This window comes from Sphingomicrobium aestuariivivum, from assembly GCF_024721585.1.
GTDB lineage: Bacteria > Pseudomonadota > Alphaproteobacteria > Sphingomonadales > Sphingomonadaceae > Sphingomicrobium > Sphingomicrobium aestuariivivum.
Genome location: NZ_CP102629.1, coordinates 338,953 through 358,560, shown reverse-complemented (window position 1 = coordinate 358,560; position 19,608 = coordinate 338,953). Strand labels below are relative to the sequence as shown.

Sequence of the window (19,608 nt, the reverse complement as noted above, 5' to 3'; positions counted from 1 at the left end):
CAATTCCTCCTCGATGGCCTTCGCGCCGATCGACAGCGAGACGCGTCGCATCGCGCAGGACGTGATCGACTACTGGTTCGACACGGTCGGGGAGGAGCGCTGGTGGAAGAAGGACCCCGCGCTCGATGCGGAGGTGAAGGAGAAGTGGGCCAGGCTGCGCCGCGACATCCTCAAGGGTGACGCCGATGTGTGGCGTGACGGGCCGCGGCGGATCCTCGCGGCGGTGATCGTCCTCGACCAGTTCTCGCGCCATATCCACCGCGGCTCGGCCAAGGCGTTCGAGGCCGATGCGCTGGCGCGGCGCCTGACGCGCCGGGCGATCGCCAAGGGCTGGGACCTGCGGATGACCAAGGAGCAGCGCGGGATGCTCTACATGCCGCTGATGCATTCCGAAGACCTGTCCGACCAGAAGGAAAGCGTGCGGCTGTTCGATGGCCTGAGCGAGGAAGGGCCGCACCGCTTCGCACGGCTGCACTATCGCCAGATCGAGGATTTCGGCCGCTTCCCGGGGCGCAACAAGGCGCTCGGCCGCGAGAGCACGCCGGAGGAACGGGTGGCGCTCGAAGGCGGGGCCGCTTTCTAGGCGCGATTGTCCGCCTCATTGATCTGGGTTAAGTGATCCGCATGCGGATCCTCGTCATCCTGCTTGTTGCCGTGGCAGCGATCCTGCTGCTGAGGGTGACGGCGCGTGCGGTCTGGGCGCTTCCCGACACGCCGATGACGGTGGCGGAGGATGCCGCGCCCGAGCGGGCCTCGCTGGTCGCGCGGCTCGTCGAGCGCGAGCTTCCGGCCGATGGCGAGGGCAATTTCGTGCGGTTGCTCGACGACGGGCGCGATGCTTTCGCCGTGCGGATCATGTCGGTCGACAAGGCCGCGCAGAGCATCGATGCGCAATATTACATCTGGCATGCCGACACGACGGGCTGGATGATGCTCGACCGCCTGCTCGAGGCGGCCCGCCGGGGGGTGCGGGTTCGCCTGCTGGTCGATGACAATGGCATTGCAGGGATGGACGAGGCGCTGGCGACATTGGACGCCATGCCCAATGCGCAGGTGCGGCTCTACAACCCCTTCGTGCTGCGCTGGATGAAGCCGCTCGGCTATCTGTTCGACGGTGACCGCCTCAACCACCGCATGCACAACAAGCAGCTCATCGTCGACGGCTCGCTCGCCATCCTGGGCGGGCGCAACATCGGCGATGACTATTTCTATTATGGCGAGGGCACGCACTTCTTCGACATGGACGCGCTGGTCGCGGGGCCGGTGGTGGACGAGGCCAGCGCGATCTTCGAGCAATTTTGGGGTAGCGCCCTGAGCTATCCCATCGGCCAGTTCGTCGAGAGCGGCAATCCGGCCCTTATCGACGGGGCTGCCGAGGCAGCGCAGCTGACCATGATCGGCAGTGCCTATGTCGATGCCACCGGCTCCGCATCCGAGTGGCGTCGCAGACTGGTCGAGGGCGGGGAGGTGACGCGCGTCGAGTTGCGCTCCGACAGCCCGGCACCTTCGATCGACCGCCCGCGCCCCGGCACCGAGATGGTCGACTGGCTCGAGGAGAAGGTCGGGGTCGCCGAGGAGACGGTCGATATCGTTTCGGCCTATTTCATCCCGGGCAGGCGCGGCATGGAAGCGATCGGCGCGGCGGCAGGGCGGGGCGTGGATTTCCGCATCGTCACCAATTCGCTCGGCGCCACCGACGTGCCGCCCGTGTTCGGGGCCTATGCAAAGTATCGCGAGGAACTGCTCGACGACGGGGTCGAACTCTACGAATTCCGCGCCGCGCCGGGGGACAAGGCGCAGATCAACTGGCGCCACAGCTTCCGCTCGACCGCCAGCCTCCACGGCAAGAGCCTCATCGTCGATGGCCGCGACGTGTTCGTCGGCTCCTTCAACCTCGACCCGCGTTCGGCGCAATTGAACAGCGAGATGGGGTTGTTCTTCGAGGATCCGGACACGGCGGCACGGCTCGCCGCGATGATCGATCGCAACGCCTTCCTGTGGAGCGTCGAGCGAGACGGGGAGGGCGAGATCGTCTATGTCGACGAGGAGGGCAGGGTGGCCGACCCCGACGTCGGTATCATGCGCCGCATCCTTGCCTGGTTCGGGCGCTTCGATGCGGTCGAGCCGCTGCTCTAGGGCGCGGGACCGCGCACAGCTTGACCTTTGGCGCCATTCGGCATAGATGCGCCCCGTCCATTAAGGATGACAGTATCGACAGCGCTGCGGCGCCCGCTAGCCGACGAGGTTTCGTCCGCTGGCGTTTTTCGCGTTATGCGCCTGTCGCTGCGGTCTGACGAGGAGAAACGAGTTTGTTCGACAGCCTGAGCGATCGCCTTTCCGGTGTATTCGACAAGATCCGCGGCCGCGGAGCCTTGACCGAAGCCGACGTGCGCGATGCCATGCGCGAGGTTCGCGTGGCGCTGCTCGAGGCCGATGTCGCGCTGCCCGTCGCCCGCCAGTTCGTCGAGAAGGTCACCGAACGCGCGGTCGGTGAAGAGGTTATCCGTTCGGTCACGCCGGGCCAGATGGTCGTCAAGATCGTCAATGACGCGCTCGTCGAACTGCTCGGCAGCGAGAATGCCGAGCTCCAGCTCAACGTCGCGCCGCCCGCCGTCATCATGGTCGTCGGCCTGCAGGGCTCGGGTAAGACCACCACGACCGCCAAGCTCGCCAAGCGCCTCAAGGAAAAGGATCGCAAGAAGGTCCTGATGGCCAGCCTCGACGTCGCCCGTCCGGCGGCGCAGGAGCAGCTCGCCGTGCTCGGCAGGCAGGCGGACGTCGACACGCTGCCGATCGTCGCGGGGCAGCAGCCGACCGACATCGCCAAGCGCGCGCTCTCTTCGGCCAAGCTACAGGGCTATGACGTCGTCATGCTCGACACCGCGGGTCGTCTCCACGTCGACGATGCGTTGATGGACGAGATGAAGGCGGTTGCGGGCGCTGCAAACCCGACCGAGACGCTGCTCGTCGTCGACAGCCTGACCGGCCAGGACGCGGTCAATGTCGCCAAGGGCTTCGGTGAGGAAATCGACCTCAGCGGTGTTATTCTCACCCGTATGGACGGCGACGCGCGCGGCGGCGCGGCGCTGTCGATGCGCGAGGTCACCGGCAAGCCGATCAAGTTCGCCGGCACGGGCGAAGCGCTCGACGCCATCGAGCCTTTCCATCCCGACCGTGTCGCCGGCCGCATCCTCGGCATGGGCGACGTCGTCAGCCTCGTCGAAAAGGCTGCCGAGACGGTCAAGATGGAGGACGCCGAGCGCCTCGCCAGGAAGATGGAGAAGGGCAAGTTCGACCTCGACGATCTCGCCCTTCAGCTCCAGCAGATGCAGAAGATGGGCGGCCTCGGCGCGCTCGCCAAGATGATGCCCGGCATGAAGGGCATGAAGGCGGCGACCGACGTCGACGACAAGGCGCTGACCCGTCTCCAGGCGATGCTGAGCTCGATGACGGCGGACGAGCGCCAGAAGCCCAAGCTTATCAACGCCAAGCGCAAGATCCGGATCGCCAAGGGGTCGGGCACGACCGTCCAGGAGGTCAACAAGCTCCTCAAGATGCACCAGCAGATGGAAGGGGCGATGAAGAAATTGAAGAAGATGGGGGGCTTCGGAAAGCTCGCCAGCCTCTTCGGCGGCGGCATGCCGGGCGGGGCCGATGGCCTTCCCGGCGGTGACATGCCGCAGCTCCCCCCGGGGGGATTGCCGGGCTTGGGTGGCCCCGGCGCACCGATGAACCTGCCCCCCGGTTTCGACAAGTTTTCAAAGAAATAAACCAGATACCTCAGAAGGAATATAGAAATGGCAGTTGCAATTCGTCTCGCCCGCGGTGGCGCCAAGAAGCGTCCCTATTACCGCATCGTCGTCGCCGACAGCCGCAAGTCGCGTGACGGCCGCTTCATCGAGCGCGTCGGTTCGTACAACCCGCTCCTCGCCAAGGATAACCCCGAGCGCGTCAAGCTCGACAAGGAGCGCATCCAGCACTGGCTCAGCGTTGGCGCCAAGCCGACCGACCGCGTCCTCCGCTTCCTCGACGCCGAAGGCCTCATGAAGCGCGAAGCCCGCAACAACCCGCAGAAGGCCGAGCCGGGCGAAAAGGCCAAGGAACGCGCCGAAGAGCGTGCCGCCAAGGAAGCCGAAGCCGCTGAAGCCGCCAAGGCTGCTGCCGAAGCCCCGGCCGAAGAAGCCGCTGCTGAAGAAGCGCCGGCTGCTGAAGAAGCCACCGAAGACAAGGGCGAGTAAGCCAGCATGGCCGGCGGGTCCGACGACCGTATCGCGCTCGCCGCCATTGCCGGCGCCCATGGTATCAAGGGCGAGGTTCGCCTCAAGCTCTTTGCCGAGGGTGTCGCCAGTCTGAAGAAACAGGAGGCGCTGTTCGTCGGTGGCGACGAGCGGCGCCTCTTGTCTGTTCGCGAGGGTGGCAAGAATGGCGCGGTGGCCCGTTTCGAGGGCGTCAACGACCGGACGGCGGCCGAAGGCCTTCGCGGCAGCCTCGTGGAGGTGGTGCGCGAGGCGCTGCCCGACCTCGATGACGGTGAATACTATTTCTCCGACCTCATGGACCTGCCCGTCGTCGCCGATGACGATGGCGAGGCGATCGGTAAAGTGGTCGCGGTCGAGAATTACGGCGCCAGCGACGTCGTCGAGATCGAGAAGCCGAACGGCAAGCGCTTCATGGTGCCGCTGACCGAAAATGCCGTGCCCGAATGGGATGCGGAACGCCTCGTCGTCGCGCGCGCCTTCATCGACTGACAGACAGGGTGGCGCTGTCGGACCCCGCGTTGATGGCCCGCCTCGAGGCCTATCGCATCGGGCCCGAGGATGCCGCCTTCAGCTTCGCCCAGCGGCTCGCACGCGAGAATGGGTGGGACGTCCCCACAGCCGAGCGGGCGATCGGCGAATATAAGCGCTTCTGCTATCTCGCCATGACGGCGGGCCATCCCGTGACCCCGTCCGATGCAGTCGACCAGGTGTGGCACCTCCATCTCACCTTCACGCAGGACTATTGGCAGCGCTTCTGCCCGGAGGTCCTCGGGCGCCCGCTGCATCACGGGCCCACGAAGGGCGGCGCTGCCGAGCGCACGCGCTACTATGATCAATATGCCGCAACGCTGAAGAGCTACGAGACGGCCTTCGGAGAGGTGCCGCCCGCCGACCTCTGGCCCGCGGCACGGCGAAGGTTCGTTGACGATCCGAAAGCCTTTCGCGTTAATCCTTCCGATGTCCTGATCCTGTCACGCAAGCGGGTGAAGGTGGTGGCCGTGGTCGCACTGGTCCTCGGGGCGGCGTTCGCGGCGATCTGGTGGGGGAAGTGATGATGGACATGTCGGCCCTGTCGGCGACCGAGTTCCTGTGGCTTTATTTCGGGCTGCTGCTCGGGGTGTTCGCGCTTTCCTATGCCATTCCCGCCTGGCTGCGCGGGGAGGGCGAGACGGCGGGCACTCTCGAGCCCCAGCAATATGCCTTTCTTGCCAAGGGGCGCGAACGCTATGTCGAGGCGCAGCTCGCCAGCCTGATCGCCAGCCGCAAGCTGACCATGAGCGACAAGCATTTCATGGTGGCCGAGCGCGGCGCTGGGGCGACGCCCGCGCAGCAGGCGGTGCTGCGCCAGACGGGCCTCCTGACCTATCCCGACCTGTTCAAGGCGCTGAGGGAGCATGCGGACGCGATGGCCGAGCAGCTCGAACGTCGCGGGCTCCTCGCGCAGGGCGGCGACCTTCTCCAGCTGCGGCTGTTCACCTTCCTGCCCTTCCTCCTGCTCATCGCCTTCGGTGCGGTGCGCTTGCAGGCGGGGCAATTGCTCGGCGAACCCGTCGGGCTGCTGGCGGTGCTGATGGGCGCCGCCTTCGTCATCGGCCTGCTCCGCGCGGCAACGCTCGATCGTCGTACCCGCGGCGCAGTGCGCTCGCTGCGACTTGCCCGCCAGCGTGAGGACCGGCTCCGGCGTGCGCCGGGTCAGGACGAGGTCATGCTGGCGGTGGCGCTCTATGGCACTGGCGTGCTCGTCGCCTCGCCCTGGGAGCCGCTCCACGCGTTGCGACAGGCGCAGTCGGGCGACGGCTCGTCGGGTTGCGGCGACAGCGGCGAGGATGGCGGCTGTGGTAGTGGCTGCGGCGGCTGCGGCTAGGGAACGCCGCGCGCCTTCGCGCATTCATGGCGCATGCGTAACATTCTTCTCATCGCCACGACCCTGACCGCCGCCGCCTGCACCGTGGAGGAACCTGCGCCGCTGCCGTCGGGCGATGGCGGTGCAGCCGGCACGCGTCCTGCGGGCGAGGTCAGTCTCAACCGTTACGAGGGCGTGCTCTCGGCGGGAACCGAATGTGCGATCCTGACCGCAGACGACGGGCGTCGCTGGTCGCTGTCGACCGCCAATGGCGAGGACCGCTTCTTTGGCGAGCGCGTCGTGATCGATGCCGAAATCGCCGATGCGAGCTTCTGCATGGAGGGCGAGGCGACGCTGATCCCCCATTCGATCACGCTCGTCGGCGATTGACCTTCGGGCGAGGCGCGCTAGGGCGGGCGTCATGACTTTTCGCGCCACCGTCCTGACCCTCTATCCCGACATGTTCCCGGGGCCGCTTGGCACCAGCCTTGCCGGCCGTGCGCTTGAGGAAGGCAAGTGGAGCCTCGAGGCGCGCAACATCCGCGATCACGCGCAGGACAAGCATCGCACCGTCGACGACACGCCCGCGGGAGGCGGCGCGGGGATGGTGCTCAAATGCGACGTGCTCGGACGGGCGATCGACGCGGTGGCGGACGAGCGCCCGATCTTTGCCATGACGCCGCGCGGAGAGCCTTTGACACAGGGGCTGGTGCGAGAGGTATCGGCGGGCGAGGGGGCGGTGATCCTGTGCGGCCGCTTCGAGGGCTTCGACGAGCGCATCTTCGAGGCGCGGCCCGTGCGGCCGGTGAGCGTCGGCGACTATATCCTGTCGGGGGGCGAGATCCCCGCGATGCTCTTTCTCGACGCTTGCGTTCGCCTGCTTCCCGGTGTAATGGGCGCGGCTTCTAGCGGAGAAGACGAGAGCTTCGAGACGGGGCTCCTCGAATATCCGCATTATACCCGACCGGTAGAATGGGAGGGCCGCACGATCCCCGAAGTGCTGCGATCGGGGGATCATGCGCGCATCGCGAAGTGGCGCTTTGAGCGGGCTTGCGAGGATACACGGCTAAGGAGGCCGGACCTTTGGGACGCTCATGGGGAGCGTTCGGGTCAGTCTCCCTCTGGTGCGCGGCGACAAAAATAGGGTTTTGAGTGATGAACATCATCCAGACGCTCGAGCAGGAACAGATTGCCGAGCTCACCAAGGACAAGAAGGTCCCCGAATTCCGCCCCGGTGACACGCTGCGCGTCGGCGTGCGCGTCGTCGAAGGCCAGCGCACCCGCGTCCAGAACTACGAAGGCGTCTGCATCGCCCGTTCGAACCGCGGCGTGAACTCGAACTTCACCGTTCGCAAGATCTCGTTCGGCGAAGGCGTCGAGCGCGTCTTCCCGCTCTACTCGCCCAACATCGACAGCATCACCGTGGTTCGCCGCGGCGCCGTGCGTCGTGCCAAGCTCTACTATCTGCGTGGCCGCACCGGTAAGTCGGCGCGTATCGCCGAGCGCAAGGACAACCGTCCGGCCAAGGGTGAAAAGACCGACGCGTAAGCGACGTCTTTTCCGGCTGACGGAAAGAAGAGGGCATCCGCTGCGGCGGGTGCCCTTTTTCTTTGGCTTCAGAGCAGGCCCTCGACGTAGCGATAGGTGCCGTCTGCCGTCCCCTTTTCGACATGGGTCGAGGGGCGATGGTCAGCCAGCGCGGCAGCTTCGCCCGTCAGCCCGTAGCGCGCTGCCGAGACCTGCACGAGGACGGGCTCGGTGCCGCTGGTGACGATGGTGAAGCGCTCGTCCCGGCATTCGCGGCCCTGGCAGCGCAGATAGGCCTCGCCCTCGGGATCATCGAGCGCGATCGGCTGGCCGTCGATCCCCATGGCTAGGATTGCGCCTGCCTCTTCGGTTCTGATAGTGACCCGGTTGGCATCGGCGCGAATGCGCAGCTCGATCCGACGACCATTGCCCTCAGGCTGTTCCGACAACCGTTCGATGACCAGCGGGAGGGGCGCGCGATCGCCCAGCTCGGCAGCGAGATATTGCCGCTCGGAGAAAGGCGCATCGGACCATGTCCAGTCGGTCGCCTCGTCGAGGGCGGCAGGGACGGGGGCGCCGTCGTTGATCACATACGCGCGGTCGGGCGCTTCCTCCTCGCCAGCAATGCGGATGATGCTGAGTGGCATCGGACTGCGCGGGCTGTGCTGCGGCAAGATGAGCGCGGCCACGAGGAGCGCGACGCCGACCCCCGCGAGTGCCAGTGCTGGGGCGCGGCTGCCCTTGTGCGCGGGAAGCAGCTCGACGAGGAGCGGCAGGCTGCCGAGGACGAGGAAGGCCGCGGGGCCGTAGAGCGGGCCGGCGATGAGGATTTCCTCGATCTGGGCAGCCAGCTGCAATTGCATGATGAAGAGGATCATCGCCGCCGCCACGAACAGGACGCGGGCGAGCAGGCCGCGCAGGAACATGCCGACGGCCGCGATGATGGCGGGAACGAGCAGCGCCGCAAGTGCCCCCGGCAGGGCGAAGGAAAGGGCGCCAACCGCTAGCGACAGGAACAACCAGGCCGCCACCCTGACCGCCTCGCGCGAATGGCGTTGGCGCAGCAGCAGGAAAAGCATGACCGCGATGCCGATAACGGATATGCCCGCGAAGGTGATGCCGGGCTGTCCGCGCCAGAATTGCCCGTCGCGCAGCATTGGGAAGAGCCAGCCGACCGCAGCGGCAGCGAGGAGGCCGGCGAGCGCGGTCAGCGCCACGGCCGGGAGCGCGCGGCGGCCATCGCTGCGCCACCACTGCAACGAGAAGATAAGGATCGCACCGAGCATGAGGAGGCTGGCGGGCAGGAGCGGGAGGTGAAGGAGGCTGCGCCCCGCCACGTCGCCATAGACGCGGCGTCCTTCGGCGGCCGGTGCCGGCGCGCGCATCGCCCGGGTGAGCGCCAGCCCCTCGCTGCCCATATGATGCAGGCTGTCGATGCTCAGCGCATCGACGCTGTCGCCCATCGAATGGTAGCGCGCCTCGTTGAAGGCGATTGCGAAGTCGTAGCTCTGCCAGTCGGTGCGGTCTGCGAAGGCGCGGACGTCGGTGTAATTGGGAATGAGCGTGGCGATATCGGCGCCGAGGCTGTTGGCCACGGGGCGCTCGGCGGCTGCGGCATAGCGCGCGATGAGCCCGTCATTGGGCTGGCTGGTGCGGAACATGATCGCAGGACCATCGGTGCCGCGCGCCTCGAAGTTGATCACACTGTCGATCGTCTCGGCGGCCGGATCCTCGGTGACGAAGGCGTGAGCGCCGAGCAGCCCCTGTTCCTCGCCCTCGTTGAAGAGGAAGGTGACGGCGCGCCCCGCGTCGGGCTCGGCCGCGATCAGCCGTGCAATCTCGAGCATGGTGGCGACCCCGATGCCCGCATCGCTGCCCCCCGGGCTCGCGATGGCGCTGTCATAATGGGTGTTGAGGAGGAGGGTGGGGCCGTCATTCTGGCCGATGGTCACGATGACGTTGCGTACGGTCGCACAGGACATTAACGCGCTGTCGGTGAAGGCTTGGCACTGGCGATGCTCGGCAATGCGCGGCTCCAGTTCCAGCGAGCGCAATTCGGCGACGAGGCGTTCGCGGACAATGTCTCCTTCGTCGCTGTCGACGATATGCGGCGTGCCGTCGGCGAGGATGCGGGCGAGCCTCGCCTTGGCACCCACTGCATCGAAAGCGCTCGCGGCGGGGGTTGCCGGGGGTGAGGGAGGTGCGACCAGCTCGGCCTTGAAGGCGATGGCAAGGGCCATCAGAATGAGACCGATCCAGAGACGCGTCATGCAACTTCCCCCTCTTACATCGGCGCAGCTTGCCATAATTCGGCGGCTCGGTCATCACCGGGGCAGACCGCAATATTTCGGAGCTATGATGCGCCTTGCCCTTCTCGCCAGCACGATCCTGTTCATGACCAGCCCGGCCGCCGCCGAGGAACTGACGCTCGAACGCGTTTTCGCCTCGCCCGATTTAAATGGCGCGAGCCCGCGCGGTGTAAAGCTCTCGCCCGACGGCAGCCTGCTGACCATGTTGCGCCCGCGCGAGGATGATCGCCAGCGCTACGACCTGTGGGCGCTCGACACCGCGAGCGGTGACTGGCGCCTGCTGGTCGACAGCGAGAAGGTCGGTACGGGTGCCGAACTGTCCGAGGCCGAGAAGATGCAGCGCGAGCGTGCGCGGATCGGCAGCCTCAAGGGTATTGTCAGCTACCAGTGGAGCCCCGATGGCGAGGCCATCCTCGTGCCGATCGACGGCGACCTTTACATCGCAGATCTCGACGGCGGGGTGCGGCGCCTGACCGAGACCGAAGCGGGCGAACTCAACCCCACGATCAGCCCGCGCGGACGCTATGCAGCCTTCGTGCGCGAGGGCCGCCTGTGGGTCAGCGGGATCGCCGATACGCCCATCGCCATCACCCCCGAGGAGACAAGCGAACTCGTCCACTGGGGCGAGGCCGAGTTCGTCGCGCAGGAGGAAATGGGCCGCAGGACCGGTTACTGGTGGAGCCCCGACGAGCGTTACATCGCCGTGCAGCGCTTCGACGAGAGCCCTGTGGGCGTGGTCACGCGGACCTCGATCGGCGGCGGCGGCACGACCACCTTCGATCAGCGCTATCCGGCGGCGGGCACCGACAATGTGCTCAACGAACTGTGGATCATCCAGGCCGATGGCGAAGGACGCGAGAAGGTCGATCTTGGCGAGGAGACCGACATCTACCTCGCCCGCGTCGACTGGGCGCCCGATGGAAAGGCCCTCTACGTCCAGCGGCAGAACCGCGAGCAGACCGTGCTCGACATGCTCAAGGTCGATCCGGCCACCGGCAAGAGCGAGATCCTCTTCACCGAGACCGCCGCGGAGGGGCATTGGACCAACCTCAGCGACCATTACAAATTTCTCTCGGACGGCAGCCTGCTGTGGTGGTCGGAGCGTGACGGATACGGGCACCTGTGGTTGCTCGACACCGGCAGCGGGGACTGGCGCCAGTTGACCAGGGGCGAATGGGTCGTCACCGACCTCGATGGCGTGGACGAGGACGGCGGGCGGCTCTATTTCACCGCCAATGCCGAAGGGCCGCTCGAGACGCATCTCTACGCGCTCGATTATCGCACGCCCGGTGCGACGCCCGAGCGATTGACGCAGGCGGGGTTCAGCTACGACTGGTCGATGGACAAGAAAGCGCGGCGCGGGATCGTCACGCGTTCGAACCCGTCGCAGCCGCCGCAACTCTATCTGGCCGACAACAAGGCGGAGCGGATCGCGTGGATCGAGGAAAATGCGCTCGATGGCGATCACCCTTACGCGCCCTATCTCGACAGCCACGAGGCCTCGAGCTTCGGAACGATCGAGACCGCCGACGGCGCGACGCTCCATTACGAGATGATCCGCCCGGCCGGAATGGAAGAGGGCAAGCGCTATCCCGTCTTCTTCCAGCATTATGGCGGCCCGCACGTGCAGACCGTCCAGAAGGACTGGGGCGGTGCATTGAAGCAGTGGATCGTCGACCAGGGTTATGTCTGGGTCCAGCTCGACAATCGCGGCTCGGACAATCGCGGGGTGGAGTTCGAAAAGGCCATCTATCGCGGCATGGGCGGGGTCGAGGTCGCCGACCAGAAAGCGGGCGCCGAGTGGCTCAAGACGCTCGATTTCGTCGATCCCGAGCGCATCGCCACCTATGGCTGGTCCTATGGCGGTTACATGACGCTGCACATGCTGGGGCAGGACCCCGGCCTCTATGCCGCGGGGATCGCCGGCGCGCCGGTGAGCCGCTGGGAGCTCTACGACACCCATTATACCGAGCGCTACATGGGCGACCCGCGCGAGGTGCCGGAAGCCTATGAGGCCGCCTCGACCTTCCCCAATGCCGCGAAAATCCGAGATCCGCTGCTCCTCATCCACGGGATGAGCGACGACAATGTGGTGCTCGACAATAGCGCGCAGATGGCGCTCGCCATGCAGGAGGCGCGAGTGCAGTTCGACATGATGTTCTACCCCGGGCAGGCGCATGGCGTGAAAGGCCCGCAGATTTCGGTGCACCTGTGGGAGACGATCATGCGCTTCCTCGAGCAGAATGGAGTCGAGGGCGGTGCGCGCTAGGAAGCGCCGCCTTCTCTTCGGCGGGGCGCTGCTCCTCGTCGCGCTGCCCGCCGCGGCGCTGGGGCTGCGCGAGGCGATGACCGTCCCGTGCCGCGCGGTCACCGGCGAGATCGTCTGTCATGGCCCCCGCGAGGCGCGCCGCGTCGCGCTGACCTTCGACGACGGGCCGACCGCGCGCGGCGTCGAGGCGCTGGTCCCGCTGCTCAAGGAGCGGGGCGTGACGGCGACCTTCTTCCTCGAGGGCAAGGCCGTCGCCGAGCGCCCCGAGCTGGTGCGCGCGCTGGTCGATGTGGGGCATGAAATCGGCAATCACAGCTGGTCGCACGGACATATGGCGGGGCTCGGCAGCGCCGACTATCTCGAGGAGTTGCGCCGCACCGATGCCGCGCTGATGGCGGCGGGCGCGCCGCGTCCCGCGTATTTCCGGCCGCCTTACGGAATGAAATTCGTCGGGCTCGGCCATGCCGTCTCCGCCAACGGACAGCAGATGGTTACGTGGGACGTCGAGGAACCGGGCGCGGGCGCGGGCGCCGAAGCCTATGTCGACGCGATCATGGCGCAGGTTCGTCCCGGTTCGATCATTCTCGTCCACCCGATGTTCGCCTCGCGCGCAGTGGAGCGCGAGGCGGTCCCCATCCTGCTCGATCGGCTCGCCGCCGAGGGCTATGCCATCGGGACGGTTGCACAATTGCTCGAAGGCCGCGAATAGGGGCGCGACTGTTGCCTTACGCCCTCGCGGCCCCATCTAGGCATCGAAACGGACACATAAGGGTTCTCTAGCCATGGGTTATAAAGTCGTCGTCGTCGGCGCGACCGGCAATGTCGGTCGCGAGATCCTCGCCATCCTCGCCGAGCGGACCTTTCCGATCGACGAGATCGCCGCGGTCGCGAGCTCGCGTTCGGCGGGCGAGCGCGTGGATTTCGGGGACACGGGCGAAGAGCTCAAGGTCAGGAACATCGAGCATTTCGATTTCGCCGGCTGGGACATGGCGCTCTTCGCCGCGGGCTCGGAAGTGTCGAAGAAATATGCCGAAAAGGCCGCCAAGGCGGGCTGCACGGTGATCGACAATTCATCGCTCTTCCGCATGGACCCCGACGTGCCGCTGATCGTCCCCGAGGTGAACCCCGAGGCGATCGACGGCTACAAGGCGCGCAACATCATCGCCAACCCCAACTGCTCGACGATGCAGATGGTGGTGGCGCTGAAGCCGCTGCACGATGCCGCGAAGATCAAGCGCGTGGTGGTGGCGACATACCAGTCGGTCTCGGGCGCGGGGAAGGCGGCGATGGACGAGCTTTTCGCGCAGAGCCGCGACATCTTCGTCGGCGATCCCGCCGAACCGCAGGTCTTCACCAAGCAGATCGCCTTCAACGTCATCCCGCATATCGACGTCTTCCTCGACGATGGGTCGACCAAGGAAGAATGGAAGATGAAGGCCGAGACCAAGAAGATCCTCGACCCCAAGATCAAGGTGTCGGCGACCTGTGTGCGCGTGCCCGTCTTCGTCGGTCATTCCGAAGCCGTCCACATCGAGTTCGAGAATGAAATCTCGGCCGAGGAAGCACAGAAAATCCTGCGCGAGGCGCCGGGCGTCATGCTCGTCGACAAGCGCGAGGACGAGGGTTACGTCACGCCCGTCGAATGCGTCGGCGACTATGCGACCTTCGTGTCCCGCGTGCGCGAGGATTCGACCGTCGACAATGGCATCGCCCTGTGGTGCGTGTCGGACAACCTGCGCAAGGGCGCCGCGCTCAATGCGGTGCAGATCGCCGAACTGCTCGGCCGACGCCACCTCCAGAAGGGCTGATCCCGTGATCGACGATCCCGGTGCCGAACAGCGCGCCCGCGCGGGGGTGGATGCGGTGACGCTGGTACTGCTCGGGCGCTGGGTGCGCCGCTGGGGCGTAATCCTCGGTGTCACGCTCGTCCTCGGGCTGGTCGAGGAGCAGCTGATGCCGATCTTTTACATCTCGCTCGGCTTTGCCGCGCTGGTGCTGGTCGCGGTGCTGGCGACCCGCCGGATGATCGCCAGCAAGCTGTCGCAGGGGCGCCCACCGATTATCGAGACCGAGGCGCGCGAGGTGGTGGATGACCCGACGCTGATCGACGTCACCCCCAAGGACCGCGAGCAATGAGCGCCACGACCCACCACTGGACCGCGTCGGACGGCGTGCGGCTCGCCTGGCACGAGATGGGCGAGGGCGATCCTGTCCTCCTGCTCCACGGGCTGGCGTCCAACGCCACCGTCAACTGGATCAAATATGGCCATGCCGCGAAGGTCGCGGCGACGGGGCGGCGGGTAATCATGCCCGACCTTCGCTGCCACGGGGATAGCGAGGCGCCGACCGATCCCGCGCTCTACGAGGCGGGCATCCTCGCCCGCGACCTCGAGGAACTGGTCGGCCATCTCGGACTATTGCCCGGCGGCTATGACCTCGGCGGTTTCAGCCTCGGCGCGCGAACGACCGTCCATGCGGTGGGCGAGGGGTTGCGACCCGCCCGCGCGATGCTGTGCGGTATGGGGCTCGAAGGGCTGACGGGCTGGTACAAGCGGCAAGCCTTCTTCCAGAAAGCGCTCGACCGCTTCGACGTGGCCAAGCGCGGCGATCCCGATTTCATGGCGATCGCTTTCATGAAGACCATGAAGGTGGTGCCCGAGGCCATGCGCCTCCTGCTGCCGACCTTCACCGATGCGAAAGATGACTGGCTCTCGGCCTTCACCATGCCGACCGCGGTGATCTGCGGCACCGAGGATCGCGACAATGGCGATCCGCACGCGCTCGTTGCGGCGCTGCCCAATGCCGACCTATTCGAGGTGCCCGGGACCCACATGTCGAGCGTGACCAAGCCCGAGCTCGGGCAGGCCATGGCGGGCTTCCTCGCAGGCGCTTGATTTCGCTCCTGTTACGGCGCAGTTTCCGCGCCGCGAGCAACAAGGAGCTTATTCCCGTGAAATTCACCCTTTCCACCACCGTTTCGCTCGGTGCGCTGATGCTGGCCGGCTGTGCCACCACCGACGCCGACAATGAGATCGCGATCGCGCCCGCCGCCGAGACCGCGCTGACCGCCGATGCGGACCTCACCCATCCGCTGACCCCCGCCGGCGCCAAGGCCTTCGTCGAGGAAGTCGAGGCCGAATATCTCGAACTGACCGACATCGCGGGCCGCGCCCAGTGGGTGAACAGCACCTACATCACCGACGACACCGACCGCCTTGCCTCCTATTTCGGCACCATCTTCACCGAGAAGGGCGTCGAATATGCCACCAAGGCTGCCAAATATGCGCAGGTCGAGGGGCTCGACTATGACACCGCGCGCAAGCTCGACATCCTGCGCGGCGGCCTGACGCTGGCGGCCCCGACCACCGAGGGCGCGGCCAAAGAACTCAACGACATCTCGACCAAGCTCAATTCGCTCTACGGCAAGGGCGAGGCGACGCTGAACGGCGAGCAGATCCCCGGCAATGACGCCGAGGAAATGATGGGCACAAACCGCAATCCCGAAGAACTCGCGCAGCTGTGGAAGAGCTGGCACGAGAATGTCGGCCGTCCGATGAAGGGTGACTATGCCCGCCTCGTCGAGATCGCCAACGAGGGTGCGGAGGAGCTCGGCTTCGACGACACCGGCGCGATGTGGCGTTCGAATTATGACATGAGCCCGCAGGAATTCTCGGCCATGTACGACCGCCTGTGGACCGAGGTGGAGCCGCTCTACAACGACCTCCACTGCTATGTCCGCTCGGAACTGTCCGATCATTATGGCGAGGACGTCCAGCCCGACGAGGGCTATATCCGCGCCGACCTTCTCGGCAACATGTGGGCGCAGAGCTGGGGCAATGTGTACGAGATCGTCGCGCCCGAGGGTGCCGGCGACATCGGCTACAACCTCACCGACCTGCTCGTCGACAATGACGTCGATGCGGTTGGCATCGCCAAGATCTCCGAGCGCTTCTACACCTCGCTCGGTCTCGACCCGCTCCCCGACAGCTTCTGGGAAAAGTCGCAGATCGTCCGTCCCGAGGGCCGCGATGTCGTCTGCCATGCCTCGGCGTGGAACCTCGACAATGTCGACGACCTGCGCATCAAGATGTGCACCAAGGTCAATGCCGACGACTTCGTGACCATGCATCATGAGCTGGGGCACAATTATTACCAGCGCGCCTACAACCGGCAGCCCTATCTCTACCTCAACGGCGCCAATGACGGCTTCCACGAGGCGATCGGCGATTTCGTCGCGCTCTCGGTCACGCCCGAATATCTGGTCCAGATCGGCCTGCTCGATGCCGACAAGGTGCCGAGCGAGGACAAGGACATCGGGCTGCTACTCGACCGCGCGATGGACAAGGTCGCCTTCCTTCCCTTCGGCCTGCTCGTGGACAAGTGGCGCTGGGGCGTCTTCGACGGCTCGATCACGCCCGCGACCTACAATGACGCCTGGGTCGGGCTGAAGCAGCAGTACCAGGGTGTGACGCCTCCGGTTGCGCGTGACAGCGCGATGGATTTCGACGCCGGCGCCAAATATCACATCCCCGGCAACACGCCTTATGCGCGCTACTTCCTCGCGCACATCCTCCAGTTCCAGTTCTACAAGGCCGCTTGCGACATGTCGGGCTGGGAAGGGCCGCTGCACCGCTGCAGCTTCTATGGCAACGAGCAGGTCGGGCAGCGTCTGGACGCGATGCTGGCGATGGGTGCCTCGCGCCCGTGGCCCGACGCGCTCGAGGTGTTCACGGGCACGCGCGAGATGTCGGCCGAGCCGATGAAGGAATATTTCGCGCCGCTGCAGGCATGGCTCAAGGAGCAGAATGCCGGCAAGAATTGCGGGTGGCCGACCGCTTAAGGCGGCTCGGGTCATACGCAAGGAGAAAGCCCCCCGGGATCGTCTCCCGGGGGGCTTTTTCCTTTGGGCTGTGGGCCGGCCTAGAATTCCTGGCTGACCCGGACCCCGATGCGGCGCGGCGGGGCGACGAAGGTGCCGTAGCTGCGCTGGTAGACGGGATCGCCGTTGATATCGACCACGGTCTGGTCCCACGCCGGCGTCACGCGCACGCCGGTTTCGGCGAACTCGTTCCAGATGTTGTCGGCATAGAGGATCACGCGGGTGCCCGAGCGGTTCTCGAAGCCGACTGAGGCCTGGTGGATGTCGAAGCCCGGCAGTGTGAGCGAGTCCCCGCGCGCTCCCGTACGGGTGAGCACGTCGCTCTGCGCATACATGCCGTAGGACAGCGACAGGTCCCAGTCCGCGCTGATCGGGCGGTCATAATCCACCGCGAAGCCGCCGAGATGCTCGGGGCTGCCCGGCAGGCGGTCGCCATCGAGGCCGTCGACGAAGGCATTGTCATAGCCCGGCGGGAAGATCACGGGAATGATGTTCGGGCTGAGGTCGGTCAGCTGCGCATCGGTATAGCTGTAGTTGCCGCTCACCGAGAGGTTCTCGGTGATTTCCCACAGGCCCGAGATCTCGAAGCCCTGCGAACGCGCACCGGCCCCGTTGATGGTGATCGGCGACTGGCCGTTCAACGTCGCCGAGGCGATCTGCGGATCCTGCCAGTCGATATAGTAGATCGCCCCGTTGAGCGTCAGCGCGCGGTCGAACCACTGCGTCTTGAAACCAAGCTCGTAGTTGGTGGTCTTGTCGGCCGTATATTCGACTTCGTTCGGCAGCGCGCAGATGATCTGGTTCGACGGCAGCGGGTCGGGGCAGGGCGCGGTCGAGTTGGAGTTGCCGATGCGGAAACCCTGGCTGACCGTGCCGTAGACCAGCACATCATCCGACACTTCGTAGGAGGTGTTGAACTTGAACAGGAAGCCATCGTCCTCCTGTCCGCCTTCGGAGAAGTCGTAGATGATGCTGTCGGGATCCTCGCCGAGGAAGACGGTGCGGAACAGCGGAAGGTCCGCCGCCGCCTGCGTTTCCAGCTCATATTCGTAGAAGCGGCCGCCCGCGGTGACCTGCCAGGCGTCGGTGATCTGGTAGCTCACTTCGCCGAAGACCGCCTTTTCGGTGAGGTCGGCAAGGAAAGGCGCCGAATATTCGAGCGCATCGGGACGCAGTTGCACCCCGCCGAACTCGGCCACCGCGAACCGGTCGAAACCGGGGGTGAACTCGTTCGAGATCGTGTCGATCTCCTGGTCGAGGTAGAAAGCCCCCGCGATCAGGCTGAACGGGCTGTCCCAGTCGGACACGAAACGCACTTCCTGCGTAAAGGTCTTCTCCTCGCCCTCTTCCTTGGTGAAGGAGGTGAATTCGGGGAAGGCCTCGTAGCTGTACTGCAGCCCGATCAGCAGGTCGGTCTGGTCGCGCTGGCCGTCGTCCTCGGCGGTCGAATAGCCGGTCGCCGAGACGATCTTGCCGAAGCCGAGATCGAGTTCGGCCTCGAGGCTGGCCAGAGTGGTGGTGCGCTTGTTCGGCTCGGGCACACGCAGCGCGCTCTCATATTTGCCGATTTCCACGGGGAAGCTCGACAGGCGGGCCTGGCTGAACTGGCGGCCACCGGTCTTGTCTTCCTGATAGTGGAAGGAGGCGGTCACATCGAGCAGGTCGCCAGGCGCATAGCGCAGCGCGGCGCGCGCCGTGATGATGTCGGCATAGTTGACGTCCTCGAGCGGCTGGAGGTTGTCGCCCGAAATGACGTCGGGGTTCGACACGCCCGCCTGCTGGACGGCGAAGGGATAGTCGATGAAGCCCTCGTCCTGCAGCACGTCGAAATTGGCGCGGAAGGCGAGGCTGTCGCCGAGCGGCACGTTGAGGGTCGTGCCGAAGTCGGTGCTGATGCCGTCGCCATGCGCATAGGTATAGGCATCGCCGCGGATCGCCATCGACACTTCGCCCAGCTGCGGTCGTGCGGGGATGTAGCGGATCGCACCGCCGAGCGTGCCGGCGCCGTAGAGCGTGCCCTGCGGCCCGATCAGGAATTCGACGCGCTCCATGTCCTTGAGGCGCAGGTCGACGTAGAGCGGGATCTCGCCGACATAGGTGGCCACGGTGCCGCCGCCGTCGTTGTTGCCGTCGAACGATCCGAGGCCGGTCGCGTTGAGGCCGCGGAAGACGATCGGGGTGCCCGAGCGGTTGCCCTGGTCGACGATATAGACGCCGGGCACCGCGCGCGCGAGTTCGCGAAGGTCATCGAGGCGGCGCTCGACGAGTTCCTCGCCGCCGACCGCGCTGATGTTGATCGGAACGTCCTGGACCGTGCCCTCTCGTCGGGTAGCGGTAACGACAATGGCGTCTTCGCTGACGAGCTGGTCCTGCGCTTCGTCGGTCGCCTGCGGCTGCGCGTCTTGCGCATGGGCGACATAGGGCAGGGCGCTGGCCGCCACGAGCAGGGCAGCAGGGGTTTTCAGGAGGTTCAGATGCTTCATTTCAGTGTCCGGTTGTGGAAAGAGGCGGACAGAAGACGC

At 65.9% G+C, this 19,608-nt stretch carries 18 protein-coding genes; 16 read left to right on the top strand and 2 right to left on the bottom strand.

Going from position 1 to position 19,608, the window contains the following annotated elements:
* Positions 1-13: 13 nt before the first annotated feature.
* The 10 genes from NUW81_RS01665 (at position 14) to rplS (ending at position 7,650) form a co-directional block, all read left to right on the top strand.
* On the top strand, positions 14-583 hold the full coding sequence (locus NUW81_RS01665) for a DUF924 family protein (RefSeq protein WP_245109735.1): 570 nt from the start codon (positions 14-16) through the stop codon (positions 581-583).
* A 41-nt stretch (positions 584-624) separates the two neighbouring features.
* Positions 625-2,136, top strand: a complete 1,512-nt coding sequence (locus tag NUW81_RS01660) for a phospholipase D-like domain-containing protein (protein WP_245109732.1) — start codon at positions 625-627, stop codon at positions 2,134-2,136.
* Positions 2,137-2,309: 173 nt separating this feature from the next.
* Positions 2,310-3,770: a signal recognition particle protein gene (gene ffh, locus NUW81_RS01655; protein WP_245109730.1), complete on the top strand. Its 1,461-nt coding sequence runs from the start codon at positions 2,310-2,312 to the stop codon at positions 3,768-3,770.
* A gap of 27 nt (positions 3,771-3,797) precedes the next feature.
* Positions 3,798-4,238 (top strand): 30S ribosomal protein S16, encoded by a 441-nt coding sequence (gene rpsP / locus NUW81_RS01650; RefSeq protein WP_245109727.1) that lies wholly within the window; start codon positions 3,798-3,800, stop codon positions 4,236-4,238.
* 6 nt (positions 4,239-4,244) lie between these two features.
* The gene (gene rimM, locus NUW81_RS01645) at positions 4,245-4,748 is read left to right on the top strand and encodes a ribosome maturation factor RimM (protein WP_245109725.1); all 504 of its coding nucleotides are present in this window, start codon (positions 4,245-4,247) and stop codon (positions 4,746-4,748) included.
* 32 nt (positions 4,749-4,780) lie between these two features.
* On the top strand, positions 4,781-5,311 hold the full coding sequence (locus tag NUW81_RS01640) for a glycine-rich domain-containing protein (RefSeq protein ID WP_245109724.1): 531 nt from the start codon (positions 4,781-4,783) through the stop codon (positions 5,309-5,311).
* On the top strand, positions 5,311-6,123 hold the full coding sequence (locus NUW81_RS01635) for a TIGR04222 domain-containing membrane protein (RefSeq protein ID WP_245109722.1): 813 nt from the start codon (positions 5,311-5,313) through the stop codon (positions 6,121-6,123). Before NUW81_RS01640 ends, NUW81_RS01635 begins: the two co-directional genes overlap by 1 nt.
* A gap of 33 nt (positions 6,124-6,156) precedes the next feature.
* Positions 6,157-6,492 (top strand): DUF5818 domain-containing protein, encoded by a 336-nt coding sequence (locus NUW81_RS01630; RefSeq protein ID WP_245109720.1) that lies wholly within the window; start codon positions 6,157-6,159, stop codon positions 6,490-6,492.
* Positions 6,493-6,523: 31 nt separating this feature from the next.
* Complete coding sequence (gene trmD, locus NUW81_RS01625; protein WP_245109718.1) at positions 6,524-7,246, top strand: tRNA (guanosine(37)-N1)-methyltransferase TrmD; 723 nt, start codon at positions 6,524-6,526, stop codon at positions 7,244-7,246.
* Between the two features lie 11 nt (positions 7,247-7,257).
* On the top strand, positions 7,258-7,650 hold the full coding sequence (gene rplS, locus NUW81_RS01620; RefSeq protein ID WP_245109716.1) for a 50S ribosomal protein L19: 393 nt from the start codon (positions 7,258-7,260) through the stop codon (positions 7,648-7,650).
* A 68-nt stretch (positions 7,651-7,718) separates the two neighbouring features.
* On the opposite strand, the gene NUW81_RS01615 is transcribed toward rplS, so the two are convergent.
* Positions 7,719-9,899: a M28 family peptidase gene (locus NUW81_RS01615; RefSeq protein ID WP_245109713.1), complete on the bottom strand. Its 2,181-nt coding sequence runs from the start codon at positions 9,897-9,899 to the stop codon at positions 7,719-7,721.
* An 88-nt stretch (positions 9,900-9,987) separates the two neighbouring features.
* Between NUW81_RS01615 and NUW81_RS01610 the strand changes: the two genes are divergently transcribed.
* The 6 genes from NUW81_RS01610 to NUW81_RS01585 all read left to right on the top strand — a co-directional run bounded on the left by NUW81_RS01610 (position 9,988) and on the right by NUW81_RS01585 (position 17,047).
* Complete coding sequence (locus tag NUW81_RS01610) at positions 9,988-12,207, top strand: DPP IV N-terminal domain-containing protein (protein ID WP_245113613.1); 2,220 nt, start codon at positions 9,988-9,990, stop codon at positions 12,205-12,207.
* The gene (locus tag NUW81_RS01605) at positions 12,197-12,916 is read left to right on the top strand and encodes a polysaccharide deacetylase family protein (RefSeq protein ID WP_245109709.1); all 720 of its coding nucleotides are present in this window, start codon (positions 12,197-12,199) and stop codon (positions 12,914-12,916) included. Before NUW81_RS01610 ends, NUW81_RS01605 begins: the two co-directional genes overlap by 11 nt.
* Before the next feature lie 73 nt (positions 12,917-12,989).
* Positions 12,990-14,015 carry an aspartate-semialdehyde dehydrogenase gene (locus tag NUW81_RS01600; RefSeq protein ID WP_245109707.1) on the top strand — a complete coding sequence of 342 codons (1,026 nt, stop codon included), beginning with the start codon at positions 12,990-12,992 and terminating at the stop codon, positions 14,013-14,015.
* A gap of 4 nt (positions 14,016-14,019) precedes the next feature.
* Entirely contained in the window at positions 14,020-14,343 is a 324-nt protein-coding gene (locus NUW81_RS01595) for a hypothetical protein (protein WP_245109705.1), read from the top strand.
* On the top strand, positions 14,340-15,101 hold the full coding sequence (locus NUW81_RS01590) for an alpha/beta fold hydrolase (RefSeq protein ID WP_245109702.1): 762 nt from the start codon (positions 14,340-14,342) through the stop codon (positions 15,099-15,101). The genes NUW81_RS01595 and NUW81_RS01590 overlap by 4 nt, the downstream gene beginning before the upstream one ends.
* 98 nt (positions 15,102-15,199) lie before the next feature.
* Positions 15,200-17,047, top strand: a complete 1,848-nt coding sequence (locus NUW81_RS01585; protein WP_280638911.1) for a M2 family metallopeptidase — start codon at positions 15,200-15,202, stop codon at positions 17,045-17,047.
* A gap of 80 nt (positions 17,048-17,127) precedes the next feature.
* Here NUW81_RS01585 and NUW81_RS01580 read toward each other — a convergent pair whose 3' ends face one another.
* Positions 17,128-19,569, bottom strand: coding sequence for a TonB-dependent receptor (locus tag NUW81_RS01580; RefSeq protein ID WP_245109697.1), 2,442 nt, complete (start codon positions 19,567-19,569; stop codon positions 17,128-17,130).
* Positions 19,570-19,608 lie beyond the last annotated feature (39 nt).

Excerpts from the sequence above, each read along its gene's own strand:
- NUW81_RS01665 (WP_245109735.1), top strand. The coding sequence starts at position 14 with ATGGCCTTCGCGCCGATCGACAGCGAGACGCGTCGCATCGCGCAGGAC.
- NUW81_RS01660 (WP_245109732.1), top strand. The coding sequence starts at position 625 with ATGCGGATCCTCGTCATCCTGCTTGTTGCCGTGGCAGCGATCCTGCTG.
- rpsP (WP_245109727.1), top strand. The coding sequence starts at position 3,798 with ATGGCAGTTGCAATTCGTCTCGCCCGCGGTGGCGCCAAGAAGCGTCCC.
- rimM (WP_245109725.1), top strand. The coding sequence starts at position 4,245 with ATGGCCGGCGGGTCCGACGACCGTATCGCGCTCGCCGCCATTGCCGGC.
- NUW81_RS01640 (WP_245109724.1), top strand. The coding sequence starts at position 4,781 with ATGGCCCGCCTCGAGGCCTATCGCATCGGGCCCGAGGATGCCGCCTTC.
- NUW81_RS01635 (WP_245109722.1), top strand. The coding sequence starts at position 5,311 with ATGATGGACATGTCGGCCCTGTCGGCGACCGAGTTCCTGTGGCTTTAT.
- NUW81_RS01630 (WP_245109720.1), top strand. The coding sequence starts at position 6,157 with ATGCGTAACATTCTTCTCATCGCCACGACCCTGACCGCCGCCGCCTGC.
- trmD (WP_245109718.1), top strand. The coding sequence starts at position 6,524 with ATGACTTTTCGCGCCACCGTCCTGACCCTCTATCCCGACATGTTCCCG.
- rplS (WP_245109716.1), top strand. The coding sequence starts at position 7,258 with ATGAACATCATCCAGACGCTCGAGCAGGAACAGATTGCCGAGCTCACC.
- NUW81_RS01615 (WP_245109713.1), bottom strand. The coding sequence starts at position 9,899 with ATGACGCGTCTCTGGATCGGTCTCATTCTGATGGCCCTTGCCATCGCC.
- NUW81_RS01610 (WP_245113613.1), top strand. The coding sequence starts at position 9,988 with ATGCGCCTTGCCCTTCTCGCCAGCACGATCCTGTTCATGACCAGCCCG.
- NUW81_RS01600 (WP_245109707.1), top strand. The coding sequence starts at position 12,990 with ATGGGTTATAAAGTCGTCGTCGTCGGCGCGACCGGCAATGTCGGTCGC.
- NUW81_RS01590 (WP_245109702.1), top strand. The coding sequence starts at position 14,340 with ATGAGCGCCACGACCCACCACTGGACCGCGTCGGACGGCGTGCGGCTC.
- NUW81_RS01585 (WP_280638911.1), top strand. The coding sequence starts at position 15,200 with ATGCTGGCCGGCTGTGCCACCACCGACGCCGACAATGAGATCGCGATC.
- NUW81_RS01580 (WP_245109697.1), bottom strand. The coding sequence starts at position 19,569 with ATGAAGCATCTGAACCTCCTGAAAACCCCTGCTGCCCTGCTCGTGGCG.